The sequence below is a fragment of the Rhodococcus sp. NPDC003348 genome (assembly GCF_053589375.1).
Genome location: NZ_JBSFRT010000017.1, coordinates 100,639 through 122,638 on the forward strand (window position 1 = coordinate 100,639; position 22,000 = coordinate 122,638).

25 protein-coding genes and 1 pseudogene are annotated in these 22,000 nt (G+C 70.4%); 13 read left to right on the top strand and 13 right to left on the bottom strand.

Annotation, left to right across the window (positions count from 1 at the left end; all coding sequences use genetic code 11):
• Nucleotides 1–3 precede the first annotated feature (3 nt).
• Genes ACWDU4_RS13835 through ACWDU4_RS13855 form a run of 5 tightly spaced genes read right to left on the bottom strand, consistent with a single transcriptional unit; the run spans nucleotide 4 to nucleotide 2,548 of the window.
• A complete protein-coding gene (locus tag ACWDU4_RS13835) occupies nucleotides 4–564 on the bottom strand; it encodes a hypothetical protein (protein ID WP_450114476.1) in 561 nt (186 codons plus the stop codon).
• Nucleotides 561–1,532 carry an Asp23/Gls24 family envelope stress response protein gene (locus tag ACWDU4_RS13840; protein ID WP_450114477.1) on the bottom strand — a complete coding sequence of 324 codons (972 nt, stop codon included), beginning with the start codon at nucleotides 1,530–1,532 and terminating at the stop codon, nucleotides 561–563. The genes ACWDU4_RS13835 and ACWDU4_RS13840 overlap by 4 nt, the downstream gene beginning before the upstream one ends.
• Entirely contained in the window at nucleotides 1,525–1,704 is a 180-nt protein-coding gene (locus ACWDU4_RS13845; protein WP_450114478.1) for a DUF2273 domain-containing protein, read from the bottom strand. Before ACWDU4_RS13845 ends, ACWDU4_RS13840 begins: the two co-directional genes overlap by 8 nt.
• Complete coding sequence (locus tag ACWDU4_RS13850; protein ID WP_450114479.1) at nucleotides 1,701–2,039, bottom strand: hypothetical protein; 339 nt, start codon at nucleotides 2,037–2,039, stop codon at nucleotides 1,701–1,703. Before ACWDU4_RS13850 ends, ACWDU4_RS13845 begins: the two co-directional genes overlap by 4 nt.
• Nucleotides 2,036–2,548, bottom strand: coding sequence for an Asp23/Gls24 family envelope stress response protein (locus ACWDU4_RS13855; RefSeq protein WP_450114480.1), 513 nt, complete (start codon nucleotides 2,546–2,548; stop codon nucleotides 2,036–2,038). Before ACWDU4_RS13855 ends, ACWDU4_RS13850 begins: the two co-directional genes overlap by 4 nt.
• Before the next feature lie 160 nt (nucleotides 2,549–2,708).
• Here ACWDU4_RS13855 and ACWDU4_RS13860 point away from each other — a divergent pair, with 160 nt between their 5' ends.
• From ACWDU4_RS13860 to ACWDU4_RS13885, 6 genes are all read left to right on the top strand, one after another.
• On the top strand, nucleotides 2,709–3,230 hold the full coding sequence (locus tag ACWDU4_RS13860) for a hypothetical protein (protein WP_450114481.1): 522 nt from the start codon (nucleotides 2,709–2,711) through the stop codon (nucleotides 3,228–3,230).
• The gene (locus ACWDU4_RS13865) at nucleotides 3,227–3,718 is read left to right on the top strand and encodes a twin-arginine translocation pathway signal (protein WP_450114482.1); all 492 of its coding nucleotides are present in this window, start codon (nucleotides 3,227–3,229) and stop codon (nucleotides 3,716–3,718) included. Before ACWDU4_RS13860 ends, ACWDU4_RS13865 begins: the two co-directional genes overlap by 4 nt.
• A gap of 93 nt (nucleotides 3,719–3,811) precedes the next feature.
• Nucleotides 3,812–5,014 carry an NAD(P)/FAD-dependent oxidoreductase gene (locus tag ACWDU4_RS13870; protein ID WP_450114483.1) on the top strand — a complete coding sequence of 401 codons (1,203 nt, stop codon included), beginning with the start codon at nucleotides 3,812–3,814 and terminating at the stop codon, nucleotides 5,012–5,014.
• Between the two features lie 47 nt (nucleotides 5,015–5,061).
• Nucleotides 5,062–5,502, top strand: a complete 441-nt coding sequence (locus tag ACWDU4_RS13875; protein WP_450114484.1) for a Zn-ribbon domain-containing OB-fold protein — start codon at nucleotides 5,062–5,064, stop codon at nucleotides 5,500–5,502.
• Nucleotides 5,503–5,533: 31 nt separating this feature from the next.
• Complete coding sequence (locus tag ACWDU4_RS13880) at nucleotides 5,534–6,676, top strand: thiolase C-terminal domain-containing protein (protein WP_450114485.1); 1,143 nt, start codon at nucleotides 5,534–5,536, stop codon at nucleotides 6,674–6,676.
• A gap of 62 nt (nucleotides 6,677–6,738) precedes the next feature.
• Complete coding sequence (locus ACWDU4_RS13885; RefSeq protein ID WP_450114486.1) at nucleotides 6,739–7,563, top strand: glutamate racemase; 825 nt, start codon at nucleotides 6,739–6,741, stop codon at nucleotides 7,561–7,563.
• Here ACWDU4_RS13885 and ACWDU4_RS13890 read toward each other — a convergent pair.
• Nucleotides 7,540–8,145: a TetR/AcrR family transcriptional regulator gene (locus ACWDU4_RS13890; protein WP_450114487.1), complete on the bottom strand. Its 606-nt coding sequence runs from the start codon at nucleotides 8,143–8,145 to the stop codon at nucleotides 7,540–7,542. The genes ACWDU4_RS13885 and ACWDU4_RS13890 overlap by 24 nt on opposite strands.
• Before the next feature lie 48 nt (nucleotides 8,146–8,193).
• The gene (locus tag ACWDU4_RS13895; protein WP_450114488.1) at nucleotides 8,194–8,565 is read right to left on the bottom strand and encodes an SPW repeat protein; all 372 of its coding nucleotides are present in this window, start codon (nucleotides 8,563–8,565) and stop codon (nucleotides 8,194–8,196) included.
• A 122-nt stretch (nucleotides 8,566–8,687) separates the two neighbouring features.
• Between ACWDU4_RS13895 and ACWDU4_RS13900 the strand changes: the two genes are divergently transcribed.
• A complete protein-coding gene (locus tag ACWDU4_RS13900) occupies nucleotides 8,688–9,434 on the top strand; it encodes a DNA alkylation repair protein (RefSeq protein WP_450114489.1) in 747 nt (248 codons plus the stop codon).
• Here the strand turns inward: ACWDU4_RS13900 and ACWDU4_RS13905 are convergent.
• From ACWDU4_RS13905 to mftR, 3 genes are all read right to left on the bottom strand, one after another.
• On the bottom strand, nucleotides 9,406–10,461 hold the full coding sequence (locus ACWDU4_RS13905) for a 2Fe-2S iron-sulfur cluster-binding protein (protein WP_450114490.1): 1,056 nt from the start codon (nucleotides 10,459–10,461) through the stop codon (nucleotides 9,406–9,408). The genes ACWDU4_RS13900 and ACWDU4_RS13905 overlap by 29 nt on opposite strands.
• A 192-nt stretch (nucleotides 10,462–10,653) precedes the next feature.
• Nucleotides 10,654–11,331 (bottom strand): mycofactocin system transcriptional regulator MftR2, encoded by a 678-nt coding sequence (gene mftR2 / locus ACWDU4_RS13910; protein WP_450114491.1) that lies wholly within the window; start codon nucleotides 11,329–11,331, stop codon nucleotides 10,654–10,656.
• Between the two features lie 52 nt (nucleotides 11,332–11,383).
• Entirely contained in the window at nucleotides 11,384–12,040 is a 657-nt protein-coding gene (mftR, locus tag ACWDU4_RS13915; RefSeq protein ID WP_450114492.1) for a mycofactocin system transcriptional regulator, read from the bottom strand.
• 106 nt (nucleotides 12,041–12,146) lie between these two features.
• On the opposite strand from mftR, the gene mftA reads away from it, so the two are divergent.
• The 6 genes from mftA to ACWDU4_RS13945 all read left to right on the top strand — a co-directional run bounded on the left by mftA (nucleotide 12,147) and on the right by ACWDU4_RS13945 (nucleotide 19,030).
• Nucleotides 12,147–12,245, top strand: a complete 99-nt coding sequence (gene mftA / locus ACWDU4_RS13920) for a mycofactocin precursor MftA (RefSeq protein ID WP_450114493.1) — start codon at nucleotides 12,147–12,149, stop codon at nucleotides 12,243–12,245.
• Nucleotides 12,230–12,526: a mycofactocin biosynthesis chaperone MftB gene (gene mftB / locus ACWDU4_RS13925; RefSeq protein ID WP_450114494.1), complete on the top strand. Its 297-nt coding sequence runs from the start codon at nucleotides 12,230–12,232 to the stop codon at nucleotides 12,524–12,526. Before mftA ends, mftB begins: the two co-directional genes overlap by 16 nt.
• A gap of 82 nt (nucleotides 12,527–12,608) precedes the next feature.
• Entirely contained in the window at nucleotides 12,609–13,886 is a 1,278-nt protein-coding gene (mftC, locus tag ACWDU4_RS13930; protein WP_450114495.1) for a mycofactocin radical SAM maturase, read from the top strand.
• Between the two features lie 34 nt (nucleotides 13,887–13,920).
• Nucleotides 13,921–15,099: a pre-mycofactocin synthase MftD gene (mftD, locus tag ACWDU4_RS13935; protein WP_450114496.1), complete on the top strand. Its 1,179-nt coding sequence runs from the start codon at nucleotides 13,921–13,923 to the stop codon at nucleotides 15,097–15,099.
• 2 nt (nucleotides 15,100–15,101) lie between these two features.
• A complete protein-coding gene (locus ACWDU4_RS13940) occupies nucleotides 15,102–17,084 on the top strand; it encodes a mycofactocin system FadH/OYE family oxidoreductase 1 (RefSeq protein ID WP_450114504.1) in 1,983 nt (660 codons plus the stop codon).
• Nucleotides 17,081–19,030, top strand: coding sequence for a mycofactocin system FadH/OYE family oxidoreductase 2 (locus tag ACWDU4_RS13945; RefSeq protein ID WP_450114497.1), 1,950 nt, complete (start codon nucleotides 17,081–17,083; stop codon nucleotides 19,028–19,030). The genes ACWDU4_RS13940 and ACWDU4_RS13945 overlap by 4 nt, the downstream gene beginning before the upstream one ends.
• Before the next feature lie 32 nt (nucleotides 19,031–19,062).
• Here ACWDU4_RS13945 and ACWDU4_RS13950 read toward each other — a convergent pair whose 3' ends face one another.
• From ACWDU4_RS13950 to ACWDU4_RS13960, 3 genes and pseudogenes are all read right to left on the bottom strand, one after another.
• A complete protein-coding gene (locus ACWDU4_RS13950) occupies nucleotides 19,063–19,629 on the bottom strand; it encodes a hypothetical protein (RefSeq protein ID WP_450114498.1) in 567 nt (188 codons plus the stop codon).
• Nucleotides 19,630–19,672: 43 nt separating this feature from the next.
• A complete protein-coding gene (locus ACWDU4_RS13955; RefSeq protein ID WP_450114499.1) occupies nucleotides 19,673–20,260 on the bottom strand; it encodes a hypothetical protein in 588 nt (195 codons plus the stop codon).
• 503 nt (nucleotides 20,261–20,763) lie between these two features.
• A pseudogene (locus tag ACWDU4_RS13960) lies at nucleotides 20,764–22,000 on the bottom strand (DUF222 domain-containing protein); the annotation flags it as partial.

The window sequence follows — 22,000 nt, forward strand, 5'->3', positions numbered from 1 at the left end:
GGCCTAGGAATCGGCGGGGTCGAGGTGCAGCAGCACCTGGGTGGCGACAGGAGCGCCGGGCAGGGCCGCCGCCATCGACCGGGCCAGCGCCTCGGCGCTGCGGGTGAAATCGACGACGTCGATGCCGGGTTCGGCGACGACGGTCACCCGGAGCGTGGCGAGTCCGCGGTCGTCGACGGCGGCCGAGCGGACGGTGCGCACTCCGTCGAGAGCGGACAACTCGTCGGCCAATCCCATCGCCAGCGGGCCGAGATCCACGGACAGGTCGGCCCCGACCGTGGCGCCGGGGAACACCGGCATGGTCTCCGGGCGTCCGCGACGAACGTTGATCACCAGCAGGACGAGGCCGGCGAGGAAGGCGACCACGGCCGTGACACCGAGCATGGTCGGCCACCACGACTCGTCGGGGACGGCTGTGAGCCGTGCCCGGTCGAAGCGCTGCACCAATGTCCGTGCCCAGTCGACGCCCAGACACCATGCCAGGGTGATGCCGCCGACCGCGAGGAGCGCGCAACCGGCGGCGAGCGCCACCAGACGGTCGACGACCGATGTCCTGCGTCTCACGGCTTCACCCGGCCGATCCGGACCCGGAGTTCGCGGGGCGAGGCGAGGGTGTCCAGCGACGGCGCCACCGCCTCACGCACGGTCCGCTCCAGGTCGGCGTCGGGTACTTCCCCGTTCGGGGTGACATGCAGGGTGGCGCGGCGACGGTCCACCATCGTGCGAACGGTCGCGACACCGCCCACCGCGCCGGCGCGGGCGCTGCACATCCTCGCGACGTCGGTGGGCCGCAGCCACACCGTTCCTCCCGTGCCGACCGGCAGGTGGGTCCGGGTGCGCGGTGTCAGCGACAGGAAGACGAGCAGAGCGCCCACGACCGCCGCGGCAGCCGCCACAGGCGCCATCCACGTCTGCCAGTGCAGGTCCGCGACCCAGCGGACGGAATTGCGCACCCACGCCGCCGGGGCGATCGCTTCCTTGGCGATCAGGAACTCGCGGCCGGCGACGAACGCGACCGCGAGTAGCGCCACCGCGGCGATCACCGCGATCACCGCGGCGTCCGGGCGCGCCAGCGGCGGCCGGGCTGGCACGGCAACGGCCACCGGGGAGGCGTCGGTCAGCTGACGGGTGTCGACCTCGCTGTCGGCGCCGTCACCGCGCAGGACAGCCGCGGCCACGACGACGTGCAGGTGGTCGACCGGCAGTCCGGTCAGGGTTTCGACGCGCTCGGCGACTGCGAGGTGCACCTCCCGGGACAGCACCGCCACCGGACACGGCCATGTCACCGCCACGTACAACGTCACCGCGACCGAATCCGGTCCGGCCGTGACCTCGGCGCGAGGCAGGTCCCGGCCGGGCAGCTTGAGCAGACCGCCGGACTGCCGGACCACACCGGGTACCGACAGCGCGGCCGCGACCGCGATCTTCGAGACCGCACGGTCCTTGACGGTCAGACGTCCGCGGGCGCCCCGTTCGAGTTCGAGGTCGGTGTGTTCGGTGTCGGGGGTCTCTGTCGAGAGGTGTTCAGCCACGGCCCCGGCTCCGCAGCAGCGCACCGAGGTCGAAGTGACCGTCCCGGTGGGCGCCGATGGCCATTCCGAGGGCACCGAGCATGACCGCGAACACGAAACCGGCGAAGCCGCCCAGGATTGCGGCCAGCGCGAGCAACAGTCCCGCGATCAGGCCGACGACCGTGTTGTTCATCGCGGGGTCCTTTCGGGTGGGGTGATGGCCGAACGGGTACGCGCGGTCCCGGTGCTCACGGGCGGCAGTGCGACGTCCTCGACGGTGACGGTGACAGGTACGGCGACGAGCGGTTCGACCACACGATGCACGGCCTGCGCGACCTCGACGACGTTGTGCGGGTACGCGACCACCACGTGGACCGCGCACTCGGTGTCGGTGACGCGAACTCCGAGGAGTCGGCGTCCAGGCAGGTAGGTGGCGACCTCACCGAACATGCCGCCGTGCAGTTCGCACACTCCCGGTACCGTCAGTGCCTGCGCGGCAACGACTTCGGCATCGGTGGTCTCGTTCACTGCACCCTCGGCCTGGTGTCCGGGTCGGCGGACGTCGGGTTCTCCTCGAACAGCACGACGTCGTACACGGTGATGTTGACCTCGGTGACCTCGAGTCCGGTCATCCGTTCGACGGCGGCGATCACATTGCGGCGGATTCCCGCCGCGAGCTCGTGCAGGGCGACGCCGTACTCGGCGACGATGCCGATGTCGATGGCGGCCTGCTTCTCGCCGACCTCGACGGCGACGCCCTGGCCGTGGTTGACGCGGGCCCCGGGGATCCGGTCCCGTAGCGCCCCGACCACGCGGGCGGTGCCGCCGCCGACGTCGAACACGCCGCTGATCTCCCGGGTGGCGATGCCTGCGATCTTCGCCACCACCGCGTCGGCGATGATCGTGCGGCCCTGGGATCCGACCAGTTCGGTCGACGCGGAGGTTGCGAAGTGCGGTCCCGCCGCGCTTCCGAATTGCACGGTGCCGTGGGTGGGTTGCTGCGCCGGGGGCTCGCCCCGCCCGGATTCGGTGGTCACACCGTCAACACTAGGTCGTGCGTCCCCTGTCCGCGTGGATGCGCCCGGCGAATCCACCTCGCCCGCCGGACGGAAGTGACGGAGGGAGGCCGCGGCCGCGGCTGTGAGAGTGATCACCTACGGTGGAGCGCACCGCGGATCGGACGGAGGACGGGTGCACATGGGGGACACAGGCGAGGCGGCCGAGCGCCCGGAGCCACCGCGGCCGCGGCGCGGGATCGTCGCGGTGCTCGCGGCGGTGTGCCTGGTGCTGGCCGGCGGGTGCGCCGTCCTGCTGTGGCAGTACCGAGCCGGGGCGGCCGAGGAGACTTCCCGGCAGCAGGCGCTGGAGGCGGCGAGGCAGACCGCGATGAACCTCGCGACCATCGATCACGAGCATGCCCGGCAGGACGTTGACCGGGTGCTCGCCGGCGCGACCGGTGACTTCCGGGACCAGTTTGCCGACAGCGCGGACTCGTTGGTGTCGGTGGTGGAGGACACCCGGGTCACGACGGTGGGCGAGCGCGCCGACGCGGCGGTCGAGTCGTGGGACGGCGACCACGGCACCGTCCTCGTTCAGGTCTCCTCGACGGTGACCAACCTGTCTGCTGCGCAGCCGCAGTCGCGGGTGTGGCGGCTGCGGATGACGATGGATCGCGTCGGTGACGGGTACCGGACGGCGACGCTGGAGTACGTCGCGTGAGGGGGCCCGGGTATCGGATCGTGTGGCTGCTCGCGGTGCTGGCGGTGGTGCTCGCGACGGTCGCGGTCCTGCTCGGCATTCGGCTGTACCGTGCGGACGAACGCGGCGCCGACGGTGCCCGCGCCGACGTCGCGCAGACCGCCGCCGAGGGAGCCGCGGCCCTGCTGACCTACACCCCGGACACCGTCGCGGCGAACCTGTATGCGGCGGCGCAGAGGCTGACCGGTGAGTTCCGGGACCGGTTCGGGCAGATGACGGACGCCGTGATCGCCCCCGCCGCGCGCGAGCAGGGAATCAGCACCAGCGCGACGGTCACGGGAACCGGGGTCGGGACGCTCACCGACGATCACGCGGACGCGCTGGTGTTCCTGAAACAGGTCACCACGACCGCGGCCGCACCGGATCCGGTGAGCGCGACGGTCGGTGCCCGGGTCGAATTGACCAAGGTCGACGGGGTATGGCTGATCTCGGACATGGAGGTCTCCTGAGATCGTGACACTTCTGGAACCTGTGTCTGTTTGGTATGACTGGTGGACGGCCGGAGACGGCCACAGACAACGTGTTGAAGGGTGAGGTCGCACATGGGTGTCGGACGAATCGTGATCGTCGGGGCCGGACTGGCAGGTCTGCGGACTGCGGAAGAGCTGCGCAGGGCCGGTCACACCGGTGACATCACCCTGGTCGGGGAGGAAGCGCACCTGCCGTACGACCGCCCGCCGCTGTCCAAGGATGTGGTTCGGGGGGAGAACGACGACGTCACCCTCAAGCCGGCCGAGTACTACGACGAGCTGAACGTCGAACTGCGGCTCGGCGCACGCGCGCGGTCGGTGAATCCTGCCGCGCGGTCGGTGTCGTTCGAGGACGGTACATCGCTCGACTACGACCACCTGGTGATCGCGACGGGGCTGACGCCGCGTCGCATTCCCGGCCTCCCGGAGCTGGACGGCGTCCATGTGCTGCGGACGCTGGACGACTCGCGGGCCCTGCGTGCCGATCTGGTCGCCGGTCGCACCGGTCTCGTCGTCGGCGCCGGCTTCATCGGTTGTGAGGTCGCCGCCAGCATGCGCGCCCGGGGACTCGACGTCGTGCTGGTCGAACCGCAGCCGACCCCGCTGGCGTCGGTGCTCGGGGAGCAGGTCGGTGCCCTGGTGGCCCGGCTGCACACCGATGAGGGAGTGGACGTGCGCACCGGGGTTGGACTGGAGTCGCTGCACGGGGACTCACGGGTGACCGGCGCGGTGCTGGGGGACGGTACCGAGGTGGCCGCGGACGTGGTGGTGGTCGGGATCGGCTCGAACCCGGTCACCGGTTGGCTCGACGACTCCGGGGTCGAGCTCGCCGACCGCGCTGCCGGGGGCGGTGTTCTCGCCGATGAGACCGGACGTACCAGCGACCCGAACGTGTGGGTCGTCGGTGACGTCGCCTCGTGGCGGCAGCCGGAAGGAGATCAGCGTCGGGTCGAGCACTGGAACAACGTCGGTGAGCAGGCGAAAGTGCTGGCCCACACGCTGGTGACCGGTGCCGCGCCGGAGGCTGCGCCGCAGGTGCCGTACTTCTGGAGCGACCAGTACAACATCAAGATCCAGGCCCTCGGCGAGCCGTCGGGAACCGACACCGTGCACATCGTCCGCGATGACGGCCGCAAGTTCCTCGCGTACTACGAGCGGGATGGCCAACTGGTCGCGGTCGTCGGCGGTGGACTGCCCGGTGCGGTGATGAAGATGCGGGCCAAGATCTCGGGCCGGGTGCCGATCGCGGAGGTGCTCGAGGCCGCCGCCGTCTGATCCGGCATTCACCCGACCGGAGGGGCTCGGACGGCTACCGTGAATCCATGGTGCACGGTCGGCGTGCCCTGCCGGAGCTGACGGAGCTGACCGCGACGCACTGGACCTCGGGTGCGTCCGGACGCCTGTCGGTGCAACGCTGCCTGCGCTGCCGCCGTTGGTCCTTCCCGCCCGCGCCCAGTTGCCGGCACTGCTGGGGCACCGACCTGCTGTTCGAGCCGGTTGCGGGAAAGGGCGTGCTGGTCTCGTGGGCGCGGGTCGTCGAGCCGGTCCGGCCCGCGCCCACCCCGCCCTACCTGGTCGGTGTCGTCGATCTGGTGGAGGGGGTGCGGCTGGTCCTCGGCGTGATCGGTGCGGGCCCCGATGCGCTGCGGGTCGACGCCCCGGTGCACCTGGTTTTCGAGCAGCTCGACGACCGGATCTGGTTGCCGCTCGCCGAGATCGAGGAAGCGGACCTGTTCGAGGACCGCATCGAGGCCGTGTCATGAGGTGCGTCGTCGTGAGGTGCATCGTCGTGAGGTGCACCGTCGTGAGGGATGCGTCGAGGCGGGGAACGTGGTGACCGGGGTCGCCGTGACCGGCGTCGGGCGTGCGCGGGTGGGACGGCCCGGGGTGCTCGCCGCGGCTGTCACGGCGGTCCGCTCCGCTCTCTCCGACGCCGGGATGCCCGGATCCGACATCGCGGGGCTGTTCACGTCCGGCCCTGACGCGGCCGAGGTCGCCGACGTGCTGGACATCGAACTGTCTTGGCGTGCACAGGAATCCGATCGATTCTCGGTCGGGGCCTCGCTGGTGCAGGCGGTCGAGGCGGTGACCGCGGGGCGCATCCGGAACCTCGTCTGCGTCGAGGCGTCCGCCGCCGAGCCCACCCGGCTGGCGAGGGCGGAATGGTTCGGACCCGGGGCGCCCGTCACGGGGTGGGCGAGCTGGCACGCGCCGTACGGTGCGGACGGCGCCCTGGTCGGGGTCGCGCTCGCGGCCCGCGCCTACATCGAGCGGTACGGGCTGACCCGCACCGAGCTGGCGCAGGTCGCGCTCGTCGCGTCCGCCAACTCCGGCGGCGGACTGCGGCTGCGTGACTACCTGACCGCTCCGATGCTCGCGGACCCGCTGTGCGTGCACGACCGGGCCCGCTCGGTCGGGGGCGCGGCGGCAGTGGTGCTGACCGGGTCCGATCAAGCCGGGTCGGCGGAGGAGTGGGCGTCGGCGCCGATCGCGGTGGGCGGGGTCGGCGCCGCCTACGCGGCCAGCCCACTCCCGGAGCAGGACGCCACCCGCTCGGCCGGGGTGGCGGCCCGCGCCGGCGAGGAGCTGTGGTCGGGGACCCGTGCCACCCTCGCCGACGTGGACCTTCTCCTGCTCGGGGACGAATTCTCGTTCCCGGTGCTGTCGTGGCTCGAAGCGCTCGGCTGCTGTGACCAGGGCGCGGCGGGAGGTTTCGTCGCCACCGGTGCCGCGATCGCCCGGGACGGGGTGTTTCCGGTGAATCCGCACGGTGGCCATCTCGGGGTGGGACGGCGTCCCGACCTCGATCTCGTCGTCGAGGCCGTCACCCAGTTGCGCGGCGACGCGGGGGCCGCCCAGGTCCCCGGGACTCCGACTGTCGCGGTGGTCGGGCTCGGGGGGCTCACCGCGGCGGGATGTCTCCTGCTCCGGCGGTGACGCGGGCGCGGCGAGGAGGGTCTGGATGACACCCTCGCCGAGATCGGGACTACGTTGGTTCGGTGACCGTCGCGCTGATCGATTCCGGGCTGGGGCTGCTCCCCACGTCTGCGTGGCTGCGTCGGCTTCGGCCCGAGCTGGACCTGCTGCTCTCGTTGGATCCCGACGGGGCGCCGTGGGGTCCGAAGCCGTCGCAGTGGGTGATCGACCGGGTGCTCGCCGCCGCGGACCGTGCGATCGATCTGGGTGCCCAGGTCGTGGTGCTGCCCTGCAATACCGCGAGCGTCACCGCACTGGACGAGGTGCGCGCCCACTTGGGGGCGTCTGTCCCGGTGATCGGGACCGTTCCGGCGATCAAGCCCGCAGCGGCGGCCTCGCGGTCGGTGGCAATCTGGGCGACCGCCGCGACGACGGCGAGCAGCTACCAGGCCGGCCTGATCGCCCGGTTCGCGAACGGCAGCGACGTCGTCGGGGTCGCCTGCCACGGTCTGGCCGACGCGATCGACGCGGGAGACCCCGACCGGATCTCCGCCGCCATCGACGCGGCCGTGGCGAACACCCCGGCCGCCTGTGACGCGGTGGTCCTCGGGTGCACGCACTATCCGCTGGTCGCCGACGAGATCACCGCCCGGCTGCCGGACGGGGTCACGCTGTTCGACAGCGCCCCGGCGGTCGCCGCGCAGACGTTGCGCCGTATCGACGGCCTCGGACGCGACATCGGCGGCGGCGGCGCCGTGTCGGTGCTGCTCAGCGGGCGGCCCGGCCAATTGCCCGTGAGTGCGCACTCGTACCTGGCCGGTCGGGAGCTGCTCGCGCCTCCGGCGCCGGTGAGTCCTCGTGGCACCGACCTGGACCGGAACCGGTCACGGAGTCGACAGCGCACCTAAGCCGGCGGTGAGGACCCGGGCCACGGCGCGCAGGTCCTCGGCGCGCTCGCCCTGTCCGCGGAACCGGTCGATGTGGTTGGACGAGAACATCGCGGCCACCCACGCCGTCGCGCAGGAATCCAGGACGCGGGCGGGTGCGGTGAGCGGTGCACTCAACCGAAGCACCTCGACGGTGATGTCCTGCAGGTAGGCGCGCAGCGCCCGGAGATGGTCGCGTACGGCGGGGTGGGTGCCCGCCTCCCTCCAGACGATCTCGCGGATCGTGCGCCGGTCGCGCAGGTTGAGCGCGGTGTCGAGGTTGACGAGTGCGGCCGCCGGTTCACCTGTCACCGCCAGGCCGGTCACGTCGTCGATCGGGTCCGTGGGCAGGCGCTCGGAGATCAGTGTGGTGAGAATCGATTCCTTGGTGGGGAAGTAGTAGAAGATCAGGCCTTTCGGGACGCCGGCCCGGACCGCGATCGCGGCGGTCGGGGTGGCGTCGAAGCCCCGTGCGGCGATGAGTTCTTCGGCGGCATCGAGGATCCGCTTCCGGGTGTCACCGTCCACGCGCGCCGTTCGGCGCGGGCCGGACAATTCGAACACCTCCTCCGCCGGGGAGGCTCGTGGACCTCCCCGGTTCGGCTGTCGTGGTCAGTGATGCGGCGCCAAGCCGCCGCCGTGACCGATGTGCATGCGGGACCCTTCGGGGAGCGCTGCGACGGCGGTCAGCACGGTGAGGACCCCGCCGACCCAGGAGGTCCACGCGGCGCCCGTCATGTCGGCGTACCCGGTGACCCACGGTGCGATGAACATCAGGACGCCGAGCACGCCCATCGCCCAGACGACCATCTCGTTGGTGGGGGCCATCATGTTGACGAGGCCGGCGACGGCGACGAGGACACCGAGGACGATCATCGACCACCGGGCGGCGCTGTTCGTGTCGACCCAGATCGGTGAGAGCGCGACCACGGCGCCGATCACCACGGCGGCCCAGTCCTGCCATCGAGTCATAGCTGCGTTCATTTCCAGCCTCCTCTGCCGGAGTTGTCGCGTATGTCGGAGTTACCGCACATCTGTAGGTATAGACCTGATTGACCGGCCGATCAAGAGTGTCTGCGCAGGTGAACACCGTAGGGTCTTCCGACATGCACGAGGACGTGATGCGAGCTCTGGCCGAGGTCGCCGATGCAGACCAGGCCGCACAGTCGCGGCGGTTCTTCAAGACCGGGCCGGGGGAGTACGGCGAGGGCGACGTGTTTCTCGGGGTGCGCGTGCCCGCGACCAGGGCGGTGGTGAAGAGGTTCGCAGACCTCCCGCTGTCAGAGGTGAACGCGCTGCTCGACAGTCCGGTACACGAGCACCGGTTGGCCGGCCTGCTGATCGCCACCGGCCGGTTCGAACGGGCGAGTGCGGTGCGCGCCCGCGACGACGGACAGCGTGAGCGGATCGCGGACTTCTACCTGGATGCGGTACTCAGGGGCCGCGTGAACAACTGGGATCTCGTCGACGCCTCCGCGGAGCGGATCCTCGGCGGATGGTTGTACGACCGCCCGCGCGACCTGGTGTTCGAGCTCGGCGCGGACGAGGACCTGTGGCGGCGGCGGGTGGCGCTGCTGACCACGTTCGGGTTCATCCGGCGGGGCGACGCGTCCACGACGCTCGAGCTGGCGCCGCGGCTGCTCGGCGACCGCCGCGACCTCACGCAGAAGGCGCTGGGCTGGATGCTGCGTGAGGTCGGCAAGCGGGTCGGCCGGGGACTGCTGACGGACTTTCTGGACGCCAATGCCGCCGAGATGGGCGCCACCGCGCTGGCGTACGCCACCGAGCACCTCGACGGCGCCGACCGGGCCCGTTACCGGGCGATCAGAACTCGATCTCGAGCCGGTCGGTGACCGGGCGGGCCTGGCAGCCGAGGATGTAGCCGGCGGCGATGTCCTCGGGGTCGAGGATGTCGCTGTGCTCCATCTCGACCTCGCCCTTGAGCACGGTGCAGGCGCAGGAGCCGCACTCGCCCTCCTGGCAGGAGTAGGGCACGTCCAGTCCCTTGGCCAGCATGATGTCGACGAGGGTCTGCTTGCGAGGCCAGCTCATCTCGTGGGTCTCGCCGTCGAGGGTGACGGAGACGGTCGCCGCGTCGGCGGCCTCCTCCTCGGTGATCTCCTCGAGTTCGACGTCCTGGAACGGGTCGCCGGCCAGCGAGTTGAACACCTCGGCGTGGACCTGGTTGCGCGGCACCCCGGCCTCGGCGAGGGCCTTGTGCACGGTGTCCATGAACGGGCCGGGCCCGCACATGAACGATTCGAACCCGCCGAACGGTGCGGCGAGGGTGGCGAACTGGTCCGGCGTCGGCAGCCCCTGCAGCGACTCGAGCCAGTGCACCACGGTCAGCCGGGTCGGGTACTGGGCGGCGAGGTCGCGCAGTTCGTCGCGGAAGATGACCGAGGACTCGTCCCGGTTGGCGTAGATCAGGACGACCTTGCCGCTGCCCTGGCTCAGCGCCGACTTGAGGATCGAGATCACCGGGGTGATGCCGCTGCCCGCGCCCCAGAGCAGGAAGTCGTGGTCGAGCGACTTCGGGGTGAAGACGCCTGTCGGGGGCAGCACCTCGATGGTGTCGCCGACCTTGACGTTGTCGCACAGCCAGTTGGAGCCGTAGCCGTCGACCGTCCGCTTCACGGTGACCTTCGGGTCCCCGTCGACGAAGGGCGAGCTCGCCAGCGAGTAGCAGCGCGCGACGGAGCCGGTCCGGTCGCTGGGGATGCGCAGCGTGAGGAACTGGCCGGGCTTGTACTCGAACCGGCTGCGCAGCTCCTCCGGGACCGCGAACACCAGCGAGCGCGCGTCCGACGTCTCTTCCACGACGCCCGACACGGTGAGCACAACCGACCTGGAGCTGTGCGGCATGTCAACTGTGGTCATCGTGGTCGATCCTCTCGGGGCTCTGCGGGGTGCAGGGTGCATGTACAGGGTACTTCGGCGGGGACACATTCTGGAACGTGTTCTAGTTTTAAGGCTAGCAGACACCATCGAAGCAGCTGGATCGTAAATCGCGCCCCTCGGTTCCCGATAACCGGGACACCCTGGTGATCCCGCTGGACGGGATGCCTCGGATCAGGCCGATGTCCGGTGTTGGCGTTCGAGCTGAACCTGAAGTCCGGAGATCAGGGTGGAGACGCCGAACCGGTAGATGTCCCGGCCGTGGAGCTGATCGAGGTTCGTGGTCGCGCGGGCGACGACCTCGGGCAGGCCTGCCCGATCCGGGATCTTGGGGTCCTGCGTCGACACCCCGCTGCGGCCGTAGAGGTACGTGTGGATGGTCGCGTACGCGCAGAAGACGTTGCGGTCGGTGAAGCCTGCGTCGTACAGGATCTCCATCACCAGCGCGACCAGGTGACGCTGCGACCGCAGCATCTGCTCGAGCAGCACCTCGCCCAGGCCGGGGTACGTGGACAGGCGCTCGTCGATCTGGTCGATCAGTGCCCGCAGTCGCTCGGTCCAGTCCGGACCCGGGTCGGGAGCTGCGATGCCGTCGAGCGCGGCCGAGGCAACCAGGTCGAGCAGCTCGTCCTTGTCGGACACGTAGTAGTAGGGCGCCATCGCCGAGACCCCGAGCTCGCGGGACAGCCGGCGCATGGAGAGCTTTTCGAGCCCGTCCTGGTGGATCACGCGCAGGGCCGCCTCCACGATCTCCTGCTCGGACAGGTTGCCGTGTGTCGAGCCTGATGTCCGCGAATCGGTGCCGGCATTGCGGCCGGACGGCCGACCCAAGATCACGGACTTGTCCGTCATCGTGTGCCTCATGACGCTCGGCGGGCGAATGGTGTCGATCCCGAACCCAAGTCTAGGTCGATTCGGCAGGGATAGGACCAGGTCGGGTGAATTGGGTGTGGATCGGCAGTGCGGCGAGGCCGTCGGCGAGGGTGGCGGTGCCCGATCGCAGCAGGTCGGTCAGTTCGAGGCTCTCGTCGGTGAGCCACTGCTCGTAGGCGGCAAGCGCGACCCCGAGGACCATCCAGCCGACGGTGCGGGGCAGGTGGTCGGTCGTCCGAAGTCCGGTGCGGGCGGCCACGTACTCGGCGATCACCTCCCGCCAGCCGGTGTACATGACCATCGAGTACGCCTGCAGGGCGGGCGCGTTGAGGATGACCTCCATCCGCTTGCGGTGCATCGGCGCCACGTCGGCCGGGAAGTTGTTGAACTCGAGCAGCGCTCGCGTCAGGCCCTCGGCGAGTGGGATGTCGCCGGGGAGCGTCGCGAGGTGGTCGCGCATGTCCGACAGGTGGGTGTCGAAGTTGCCCCACGGCACCGCGTTCTTGGACGGGAAGTAGCGGAAGAACGTGCGCCGCGCGATGCCCGCGGCCTCCGCGATCTGGTCGACGCTGGTCTCTTCGTAGCCGTGCTCGGCGAACAGTGCGAGTGCGATGTTGCTGATGCGGTCCTGGGTGGTCGACGGCTTGCGACCGAGCCGACCCGTCCCTGACCTGCGGGTGCGCGTCAATTTCTCCTCCGGTCTTTCATTCTGCACTCGATGCCATTATTGTGGTGAGCCGAGTCACAGCGAACAAGTGCTGGACCGGAACAACCCTGACACAGGAGGCAAGTCGATGTCCGATACTCGCGAGTCCGCAGTCAACGAGACCGAGCTCGTTCAGGAGTCCCTCGTGGAAGAGGTCTCGATCGACGGCATGTGCGGCGTGTACTGATCGTGGATCTCGACTCCGGGTGGATGCTGCACCCGCAGGTGGCGCTTCGCCCCGAACCTTTCGGGGCGTTGCTCTACCACTTCGGCACCAGGAAGCTGTCGTTCCTGAAGAACGTGACCATCGTCGGCATCGTCAAGTCGTTGACCGACCACCCCGACGCCCGCAGCGCGATCCGGGCGGCGGGTGTCGAGGACTCCCGCATCGACATCTACGCACGCGCCCTGGCCACCCTGGCCGAGTCGAAGATGATCGTGCCGGCGGCCGCGAGCTCAGCGGCCTGACCCTCCCCACAGTGCGGGCCCGTGCGCGACATCGCGACGCCCGCACACCCCACACTTCTTTCGTCTGACGAGGACACCGCCCATGACATCGGTTCTGGAACCACCCACCACGGTGACGCCCCCCGCAGCGCTCGCCCCGACGTCGACGCCTCCCGCTGTCGGTCGTCTCGTCGACCAGTTCGAGCTCGGCCTCGACGCCCCGATCTGCCTGACCTGGGAGCTGACGTACGCGTGCAACCTGTCGTGCGTGCACTGCCTGTCCTCGTCAGGCAAGCGCGACCCGCGTGAGCTGTCGACCGAGCAGTGCAAGGCGATCATCGACGAGCTGCAGAAGATGCAGGTCTTCTACGTCAACATCGGCGGCGGCGAACCGACGGTCCGCTCCGACTTCTGGGAACTCGTCGACTACGCCACCGAGCACCAGGTGGGCGTCAAGTTCTCCACCAACGGCGTGAAGATAGACAAGAAGGTCGCCGCGCGCCTGGCCGCCTCCGACTACGTCGACGTGCAGATCTCCCTCGACGGCGCGACCGCGGAGGTCAACGACGCGGTCCGCGGCCCCGGCTCGTTCGCGATGGCGGTGCGGGCACTGGAGAACCTGGCCGAGGCCGGGTTCAAGGACGCGAAGATCTCCGTCGTCGTCACCCGCCAGAACGTGAGCCAGCTCGACGAGTTCAAGGCCCTCGCCGGCAAGTACGGTGCGACGCTGCGGATCACCCGGCTGCGCCCGTCCGGACGCGCCGTGGACGTCTGGGACGACCTGCACCCGACGCACGAGCAGCAGCGCGAGCTCTACGACTGGTTGGTCGCCAACGGTGAGGGCGTGCTGACCGGTGATTCGTTCTTCCACCTGTCCGCGTTCGGCGGTGCCGACGGCGCCGGCGCGCTGCCCGGGCTGAACCTGTGCGGTGCGGGACGGGTGGTGTGCCTGATCGACCCGATCGGCGACGTCTACGCGTGCCCGTTCGCGATCCACGATCAGTTCCTCGCCGGAAACATCGTGGCGGACGGCGGCTTTCAGCAGGTGTGGCAGCACTCGGACCTGTTCGAGGAGCTGCGCTCCCCGCAGACCGCGGGGGCGTGCACCTCGTGCAACTTCTTCGATTCGTGCCGCGGCGGCTGCATGGCCGCGAAGTTCTTCACCGGCCTGCCGATGGACGGCCCGGATCCCGAATGCGTGCAGGGCTATGGGCAGTCCGCGCTGGAGGGTGACCGGAGCGTCCCCCAGTCCAGCCAGGACCACTCGCGGACCGGCAAGCGCGCCGAGCGTCGCACCCCGGCCGCGCCGGTGCCGCTGACCCTGCTGACGCGGCCGCCGGCCAAGATCTGTGACGAAAACCCCCTCGCGGGCTTGAACTGACTACCCGCACAGCGGGTGTGAATAGAGGATTTCAATGGCAAAGAATGCGTGGTTCGAGACCGTTGCCGAGGCGCAGCGCCGGGCGAAGAAGCAACTGCCGAAGCCGGTGTACATGGCGCTGGTCGCCGGCTCCGAGAAGGGCGTGACCACCTCCGACAACATCGACGCGTTCGCCGAGCTCGGGTTCGCGCCGCACGTTGCGGGGCTGTCGGACAAGCGTGAGCTCGCCACCACCGTGATGGGGCAGCCGCTGTCCTTCCCGGTGATGATCTCCCCGACCGGTGTGCAGGCTGTGCACCCCGACGGTGAGGTCGCCGTCGCCCGCGCGGCCGCCGCCCGCGGCATCGCGATGGGACTGAGCTCGTTCGCGAGCAAGTCCGTGGAGGAGGTCGTGGCGGCGAACCCGCAGACCTTCTTCCAGATGTACTGGGTCGGCACCCGCGACGAGCTGCTGCACCGGATGGAACGCGCGAAGAAGGCGGGCGCGACCGGGCTGATCATGACACTCGACTGGTCGTTCTCGATGGGCCGCGACTGGGGCTCCCCGGCGATCCCGGAGAAGATGGACTTCGCCGCCATGAAGGCGAACGCCCTGCAGGGCCTGCTGCACCCGAAGTGGCTCTCGCAGTTCGTCCGTTCGGGCGCGATCCCCGACCTGACCACCCCGAACCTCGCCCCCGCCGATGGTGGCCCTGCGCCGACGTTCTTCGGTGCGTACGGCCAGTGGATGGGCACCCCGCTGCCCACCTGGGAGGACGTCGCATGGCTGCGTGAGCAGTGGGACGGCCCGTTCATGCTCAAGGGCGTCATGCGGGTCGACGACGCCAAGCGCGCCGTCGACGCAGGCTGCACCGCCATCTCCGTCTCCAACCACGGCGGCAACAACCTCGACGGCACCCCCGCCCCGATCCGGGCGCTGCCCGCGATCGCCGAGGCCGTCGGCGAGCAGCTCGAGGTCGTCCTCGACGGCGGCATCCGCCGCGGCTCCGACGTCGTCAAGGCTCTCGCCCTCGGCGCCCGCGCCGTCATGATCGGCCGCGCGTACCTGTGGGGCCTGGCCGCCAACGGTCAGGCCGGCGTCGAGAATGTTCTCGACATCCTGCGCGGCGGCGTCGACTCCGCCGTTCTCGGCCTGGGGCACTCGAACATCGCGGACCTGTCCCCGGCCGATCTGGTCATCCCCGACGGATTCCGCCGCGACCTCGGGATCTGATCCTGCACGACCTGCTGACCTCGAAGACCACCCTGGCCGGGCGCACCGCCCCGTCCCGGGTGGTCTTCGGGTCTCACGAGACGAATCTCGCTGTCGGCAGGTCGTTCTCGGCCCGGCACACCGACTACTACGCGGCCCGCGCTCGAGGGGGCTGCGGGGTGATCGTCACCGAGTGCGCCTCGGTGGTCCCCGACGACTGGCCGTACGAGCGGGCACCGCTGGCATCCGAGTGCCTGCCGGGATGGCGCGAGGTCGTGGCGGCGTGCCGCCCCTACGGGACGCTCGTGCTCGCCGGCCTCGGGCACCGTGGGATGCAGGGATCGAGCGCGTACTCGCAGTCCGTGCTGTGGGGACCGTCTCCGGTCGCGGACGTCGTGACCCGGGAGCTGCCCGCGGAGATGAGCAGTCGTGAGATCGACTCGGTCGTCACGGGTTTCGCCGACGCCGCCGCGCTCGCGGTGGCCGCCGACCTGGACGGCGTCGAGCTCGATGCGGGACCGACCGCACTGCTGCGCCAGTTCCTGTCCCCGCTGACCAACCTCCGCGCCGACGCATACGGCACCGACCGTGCCCGACTGCTGCGTGAGGCGCTCGCCGCCGTCCGCGCGGTGCTCGGCCCGGACCGGATCCTCGCCCTGCGACTCAGCTGCGACGAACTCGCGCCATGGGGCGGCATCACCCCCGACGCCGCGGCCGAACACGTTCACGCACTGGCAGATTCGATCGACCTGATCACCGTGGTCCGGGGTGGGCCGACAACCGCCACCCGCTACCGGCCGGACATGCACACCCCGCCGATGTTCAACGTGGAACTGGCGCGCCGCATCCGCGAGGTCACTGCGGTGCCGGTCGTCCTGCAGGGCAGCGTGATCGACGCCCCGGCCGCGCAGCGCGCTCTCGACGACGGCGTCGCCGACCTGGTCGAGATGACCCGTGCGCAGATCGCCGACCCGGATCTCGTCTCCACGGTGCGCGCCGGTCGCACACCCCGCCCGTGTGTGCTGTGCAACCAGACCTGCCTGGTGTGCGATCCGCGCAATCCGGTCGTCACCTGTGTCGGCAATCCATCCCTGGGTGAAGTGCACCTTCACGCTGCTGGACCGGACGAAGGTGTCCTTCGGCCGGGGGTGGCGGCCATCGTCGCGCCGCGGGACGTGCTGGTGGTCGGTGGGGGTCCGGCGGGCCTCGAGGCGGCGCGGGTCCTCGCCGCCGCCGGACATCGGGTCCGGCTCGCCGAGCGTGAATCCCGGCTGGGTGGCATGGTCGCGCGCATCGCGGTGGGCGACCGGGAACGACTGTCGGCGTTGACGGACTGGCTCGCCGACGAGTGCAGGCGCCTCGGCGTCCGTTTCGACGTGGGTCGGGAAGTGGATGCGCCGGAGATCGCGGCCGCGGGTGCGGTCGTACTCGCGACCGGCAGTGTCGCCGCGCCGTGGCCGGTCCCCGGGAACGGGAGCGTGCCCATCTGCACCGCCCCCGACGTGCTGGAGGGGACGCGGCCGATCCCCGATGTCACGGACGGAGTCCTGGTCTGGGACCCGATCGGCGGACCGGTCGGAGTGGCGGTGGCCGAACTGCTGGCGGCACGGGGCGGGAGGGTCGGCGTGGTGACTCCGGATCCGGTGGTGGGTACCGAGTTGGGGCGCACCGGCGACCTCGCCGAAGCCAACGGACGTCTCCACCGTGCCGGCGTCCACCGGCACCTGCGCTCCCGGATCGTCGGGATCGACGGTGGCCGGGTCGAACTCGAACACGCACACACGGGGGAGCGGACGACGATCGCTGCCGTCGCCGTGGTCGACTGCGGTCACCGACTCCCGGACGATGCGCTGGTGCGGAGCGCCGAGTCGCGCGTGGCGGGCGGCGGGACGCCGGGTGCCGGGTGGGTGGCCGCCGGAGACTGCGTGGCGCCCCGCACCGTCGCCGAGGCCGTCCGCGAGGGGCGGGCAGCGGCCCTTGATCTCGTCGCTCGGTGGGCGCCGTGACGTATCCGACGCTGCTGTCGCCGCTCACGATCGGGCCTCGGACGGTGCGGAACCGTGTCGTGTTCACCGCGCACCTGACGAACGCCGCCGTCGACGGACTGCCCACCGAGCAGCACGCCGCCTACTACGCGGCCCGTGCGCAGGGCGGTGCGGGGCTGATCATCACCGAGGAACACTGCGTCCACCCGACGGACTGGCCGTACGAAAAGGTGATCCACGGCCACCGGCCCGAGGTTGTGCCGGGGTACCGGAGAATCACCGACGCGGTACATGCGCACGGCTCGGTGATCCTCGCGCAGCTCAACCACAACGGCGGCCAGGGTTCCGGCATGTACTCCCGTCGGCCGCTGTGGGCGCCGAGCCCGATCCCCGATGCGCTGTTCCGGGAGGTGCCGCGGGCCGTGGACGCCGCCGACATCGCAGAACTCGTCGCGAGCTTTGCGCGCGTGGCAACGCACTGCCGGGCGGGGGGATTCGACGGGGTCGAGATCCAGGCGTCGCAGTCGTCGATCCTGCGGGCATTCCTGTCCCCACAGGCGAACCGGCGCACCGACGACTACGGCGGGGCCCTCGCCGGCCGGGCCAGGCTGCTGCTCGAGGTGATCGCCGCCGTGCGGTCCGCGCTCGGGCCCGACCTGGTGCTGGGGGTCCGCCTGACCGGAGAGGAGTCGATCTCCAACGGGATCCACCTCGACGAGGCGGTCGCGGTCGCCCGCATGATCGAGGCGACCGGCCACGTCGACTACCTCAACACCTCGATCGGGATGGCCACCGAGACACTGCACCTGATCGAGGGCTCGATGGCCGTGCCCCGGGGCTACGCACTGTTCATTCCCAACGCGATTCGCGAGGCGGTGTTCCTCCCGGTGGTCGGCGTCGGGCGGTTCACCGGACCCGGACAGGCGGAAGAGGCACTCGCCGAGGGGCACTGCGATCTGGTCGGGGTGGTCCGCGGGCAGATCGCGGACCCCGACTTCGCCGCCAAGGCCGCCGCCGGTCACGCCGACGACATCCGCACCTGCCTGGGCTGCAACCAGGAGTGCATAGGGCGGGTCGGACTGAACCGGTGGCTCGGGTGCGTCGAAAATCCGTCCGCGGGGCGGGAATCGGTGCCGCTCCCGATGCCGCGACGGCGCGGCCGGGATGTCGTCGTCGTCGGCGGGGGCCCGGCCGGACTGCAGGCCGCGGCGACCGCCGCGCAGCGGGGTCACACGGTGACCCTGTACGAACGGTCCGAGCAGCTCGGGGGTCAGGTGTGCACCGCCGCCCTGGCCGCGGGCCGCGGTGAGTTCGGGGAGTTGGCCGCTAATCTCGAGCGTGAGTGCAGGCGGTCCGGCGTCTCGGTGCACACGGGTGTCGACGTCGACGCGGACCTCGTACGCCGGCTGCGGCCCGACGCGGTGATCGTCGCGACCGGGGCGCGGCCGTCGCGTCCGGCGTGGGCGGGCGACAGCGTCCGCGTGGTCGACGTGCGCGACGTCCTCGAGGGGGACGCCTTTCCGATGGGGCGGGTTCTGGTGTTCGACGAGTTGGGATTTCATCAGGGCACCTCCGTCGCGGAGACTCTCGCCGCCAAGGGCGCTGCGGTCACGATCGCGACCCCCGCGATGGTCGTCGGACAGGACCTGGGGCTCACCCTCGACATGGAGGGCTGGCAGCGGCGCGCACACGCGTCCGGCATCACCGAATGGACCGATGTGGTGCCGACAGCGGTCACCGACACGGGATCCGCTGTGCTGGTACACCTACTGCACCATCCCACGGGGGCAGTCCAGGAGCGCGAGTTCGATGCCGTCGTCTGCTCGGTGCATCAACGGTCTGTGGACGGATTGTGGAAGGAACTGTCCGGCAGTGCATTCGAAATACACCGAATCGGCGATGCGCTGTCGCCCCGGCGTGCGAACTCGGCGGTGACCGAGGGGCATCGTGTCGCCACCTCCCTGTGACCGCCGCGCCGTTCGGGAACCGCGGGCAGGTGTCAGATGCCGGTTTCGAGGTCGCCGGGCAGCAGGAGCTGCGGCGCCTGCGTGAACGTCCAGGCGTCGTCGGTGCGGGTGAGCACCCACACCAGGTCGTAGCGGTCCTCCGGCCACGGGTCGGGAATGTCGGCGTCGACGTCGCCGAGTGCGGCGACGATGTCGGGAAGGTACTCGCGTTGCCACGACACCAGTACCGGTCCCGGGGTGCGGCGAAGTCTCTTGGCCAGTGCCTTGACGTCGGCGCGGCGGTGCTCGGTGTCGACGTCGAGACCGAGGCGGGCGGCGAGTGGCGTCAGGGTTTGTAGTGAGCGTCTGCTGCCGCCCTTGCGGCTCGGGGTGGAGGCGAACAGCGCGCGCGGCCGGGCGAGCGGGCCCGCCGGTTCGCCGTGGTTCGGCGCGAACAGCCCGGCCAGCGCGGTGGCGCGGCGCCAGCCGGCCTCGGTCAGTGACTCGTCGCAACGGTAGCCGTCGTCGTCGACGCCGTACGGAGGTCCGCTCTCGGGTGGGCGTTCGGCGTGCCGGATGAGCATGATCACCGTGGTGACGGTCTCCGCGTTCTCGGCCATGGGCCCATTCTCGCGCTGCTGGTCATCGACGTGCCGTAACCGGTCACCGCGGCGTGGCCGAGCCTCGCTGCAGCAGACCCCAACTGAACTGCGCCTCGCATGCGGTGCCGTCCGCCACGGTGAACTCGGCGGTGGCGTGGCTGGGCACCTGACCGGCGGACATCCGGAAGCGCACGGGTGCGGCGGCGCGCTCGACATCGTCGATGGTCACCATCCACGGGCGCAGGTCGGCGAGGCCGGTGATCGCCGGCGCTTCGGCGTCGGCGGCGCGGGCCAGTCGCTCGTCGATCACCTCGCCTCCGGGACCGAAGGTGACCTGGAACTGCAGGCCCGGCCACAGCGGCGTGTCCCAGCATTCGACGGCCAGGGTCGTGCCGAGGGAAGTGGGGCGCTCGCTGGTCGTGTCGGGTCGGCCGAGGGCCAGCCGGTATCGGCCGATGCCGTCGGGGAAGTTGCTGCGGAGGCCGCGCTGCCACTGGGCGTGGGCGGCTCGGGCATCGGTCCCGCTCTTGCCGAGGGTCTTCAGGGCCGCGTCGACCAGCGACGGTTGGTGGTCGTCCATTCGGCGAAGCAGCATCAGCTCGAGGTTGACCACGCCAAATCCCTTGAGCGGCATTCGGTCCAGAGTCATCGGTCCTCCTCGGGGTCGACCGGGGTGAGACCGACAGTAGCAATCCCGGACGTGTGATCCCCGTTAATGGCCAGTTCCTCTGCAGGCGGCGGGTGCCGGTCGGCCAGACGATGAACCGGGTTGGCAGATCCGACTTTTGGATGGAATGAGCTGGACCTTCGTCACCTGGGTTGACCACGGAATAACCGAGGCCGAGGTGGCCGACCCGTGGGGCGTCGCGCCCGGGGTCCGCCGGCATCGGTGGGAGTGTGTCCGGGGTGGTCGCGTCCGCTGTGGTCATGGGATATCGCCAGCACCTGTCCCTCCTTTTCCCATCCCCGTCTCGTTCCCGTCGCCGCTGATGCTGGCGCTGTTCTGCGTCGCGGCGGGCGTGGTGGTGCGTCAACGCCGCGGCGCGGATGCCGTCGAGGCGACGACACGACTGATACCGATGTGGTCGGGCTCGTGGGTGTCGGGCTCGGCGTTCACCGGTATCGGTGTGCGGGTGGTTGCGTCCACTGTGGCTACGGCACGTCGCCGTCGCCCGCCTCATCGATCCCATGTGCCCAGCGCCGTCGATGCTCACGCAGTTCTGCGTCGCGGCGGGCGCGGTGGTGCGCCAGCGCTGCAGCGAGGATGTCGTCGAGGTGGTGGCGTTGATTGACCCGCGGTGTGCGGGTGGGGTCGATGTGCGGTGGTGGGATCCACTCGGTACGGCCGGCATTGCTGGTGGCTGCACTTGTGGTTCGGTGGGCGGGTTCTGTCATCGCGTGGCCGGTGATGGCGGTCCTGCCGGCGTCGCCGGTGCGGTCGCGGGTTGCCGCCGCGGTGCGGGTCTGCCAGCCGCCGGCGCCGTCGTGGACGAGGGCGTGGCAGTGATCGCACGCGAGATCGAGAGCGTCGATGTCGGTGCGTCCGCCCTTGTTCCATTCGGTCAGGTGATGCACGGCGGTCATCGAGGCTGGTGCGTCGCAGTCCGGTCTCGTGCAGCCGCGCGAGGCGGCGATCAACGCCAACCGCTGATCAGCCGATGCCAAACGCTTCGACCGACCGAGGTGCAGCGGCCGGCCGTTGTGATCGAAGAGCGCGAGCACCGGATGTGCCTTCTCGGCCATTCGGAGCGCATCACGGATCGGGACCAGGCCGCCGGTGGCGGTGGTGGCCACCCCGGATGCTTCTTCGACCTGCCGCACGGACATCGTGAGGATCGCGGTGACGGGCAGTCCGCGATGACTACCCAACACCCCGGACGAGAGCAGGTGCCGTAGCGCGACTTTCAGTGCGTCGTGTGGACGGCGGTGCGGGTGTCGCGGGCGGCGGCGTTCGCCAGCGCGGTGCGGTCGAGGGTGTCGGATTCGATGTCGCCGCAGGGTGATTCGGGGTCGTCGGGGTTGTTCATGCCGGGGCGGGCGAGTTTCGCGAGGACCGGATCGAGCAACGCCTTCGTTTCCGGATTCAGTAATCCCGAGATCGGTGTCATGAGATCGGCGCCCTGCTTCCCGATGCGCAGGCCGCGGCGGCGCTTACGGTCCTTCTCGTCGGGACGTCGCCGTCCGGGTTCAGGTGCGCGAGCAGGTGGATTCCGACCTTCGTGACGTCTTCGGGTGGCATGGTTCGGGCGGCGTCGGCCAGGATCTTTTCCGCCACGGCGATCTCGTCGGCGCCTGTGCCGTGGGGGACCTTGCGCATGGTTTTCGCGATCGCTGCGACATGATCCGGGCCGACGGCACCCTCCCGCACGGCGTGCGCGGTGACCGGCAG

Bases quoted from the DNA above. Each gene is read 5' to 3' on its own strand.
- ACWDU4_RS13860 (WP_450114481.1), top strand. From the start codon at position 2,709: ATGGGGGACACAGGCGAGGCGGCCGAGCGCCCGGAGCCACCGCGGCCG.
- ACWDU4_RS13955 (WP_450114499.1), bottom strand. From the start codon at position 20,260: ATGACTCTGGACCGAATGCCGCTCAAGGGATTTGGCGTGGTCAACCTC.
- mftR2 (WP_450114491.1), bottom strand. From the start codon at position 11,331: ATGACGGACAAGTCCGTGATCTTGGGTCGGCCGTCCGGCCGCAATGCC.
- ACWDU4_RS13875 (WP_450114484.1), top strand. From the start codon at position 5,062: ATGGTGCACGGTCGGCGTGCCCTGCCGGAGCTGACGGAGCTGACCGCG.
- ACWDU4_RS13895 (WP_450114488.1), bottom strand. From the start codon at position 8,565: ATGAACGCAGCTATGACTCGATGGCAGGACTGGGCCGCCGTGGTGATC.
- mftA (WP_450114493.1), top strand. From the start codon at position 12,147: ATGTCCGATACTCGCGAGTCCGCAGTCAACGAGACCGAGCTCGTTCAG.
- mftD (WP_450114496.1), top strand. From the start codon at position 13,921: ATGGCAAAGAATGCGTGGTTCGAGACCGTTGCCGAGGCGCAGCGCCGG.
- ACWDU4_RS13870 (WP_450114483.1), top strand. From the start codon at position 3,812: ATGGGTGTCGGACGAATCGTGATCGTCGGGGCCGGACTGGCAGGTCTG.
- ACWDU4_RS13950 (WP_450114498.1), bottom strand. From the start codon at position 19,629: ATGGCCGAGAACGCGGAGACCGTCACCACGGTGATCATGCTCATCCGG.
- ACWDU4_RS13905 (WP_450114490.1), bottom strand. From the start codon at position 10,461: ATGACCACAGTTGACATGCCGCACAGCTCCAGGTCGGTTGTGCTCACC.
- ACWDU4_RS13900 (WP_450114489.1), top strand. From the start codon at position 8,688: ATGCACGAGGACGTGATGCGAGCTCTGGCCGAGGTCGCCGATGCAGAC.
- mftC (WP_450114495.1), top strand. From the start codon at position 12,609: ATGACATCGGTTCTGGAACCACCCACCACGGTGACGCCCCCCGCAGCG.
- ACWDU4_RS13845 (WP_450114478.1), bottom strand. From the start codon at position 1,704: ATGAACAACACGGTCGTCGGCCTGATCGCGGGACTGTTGCTCGCGCTG.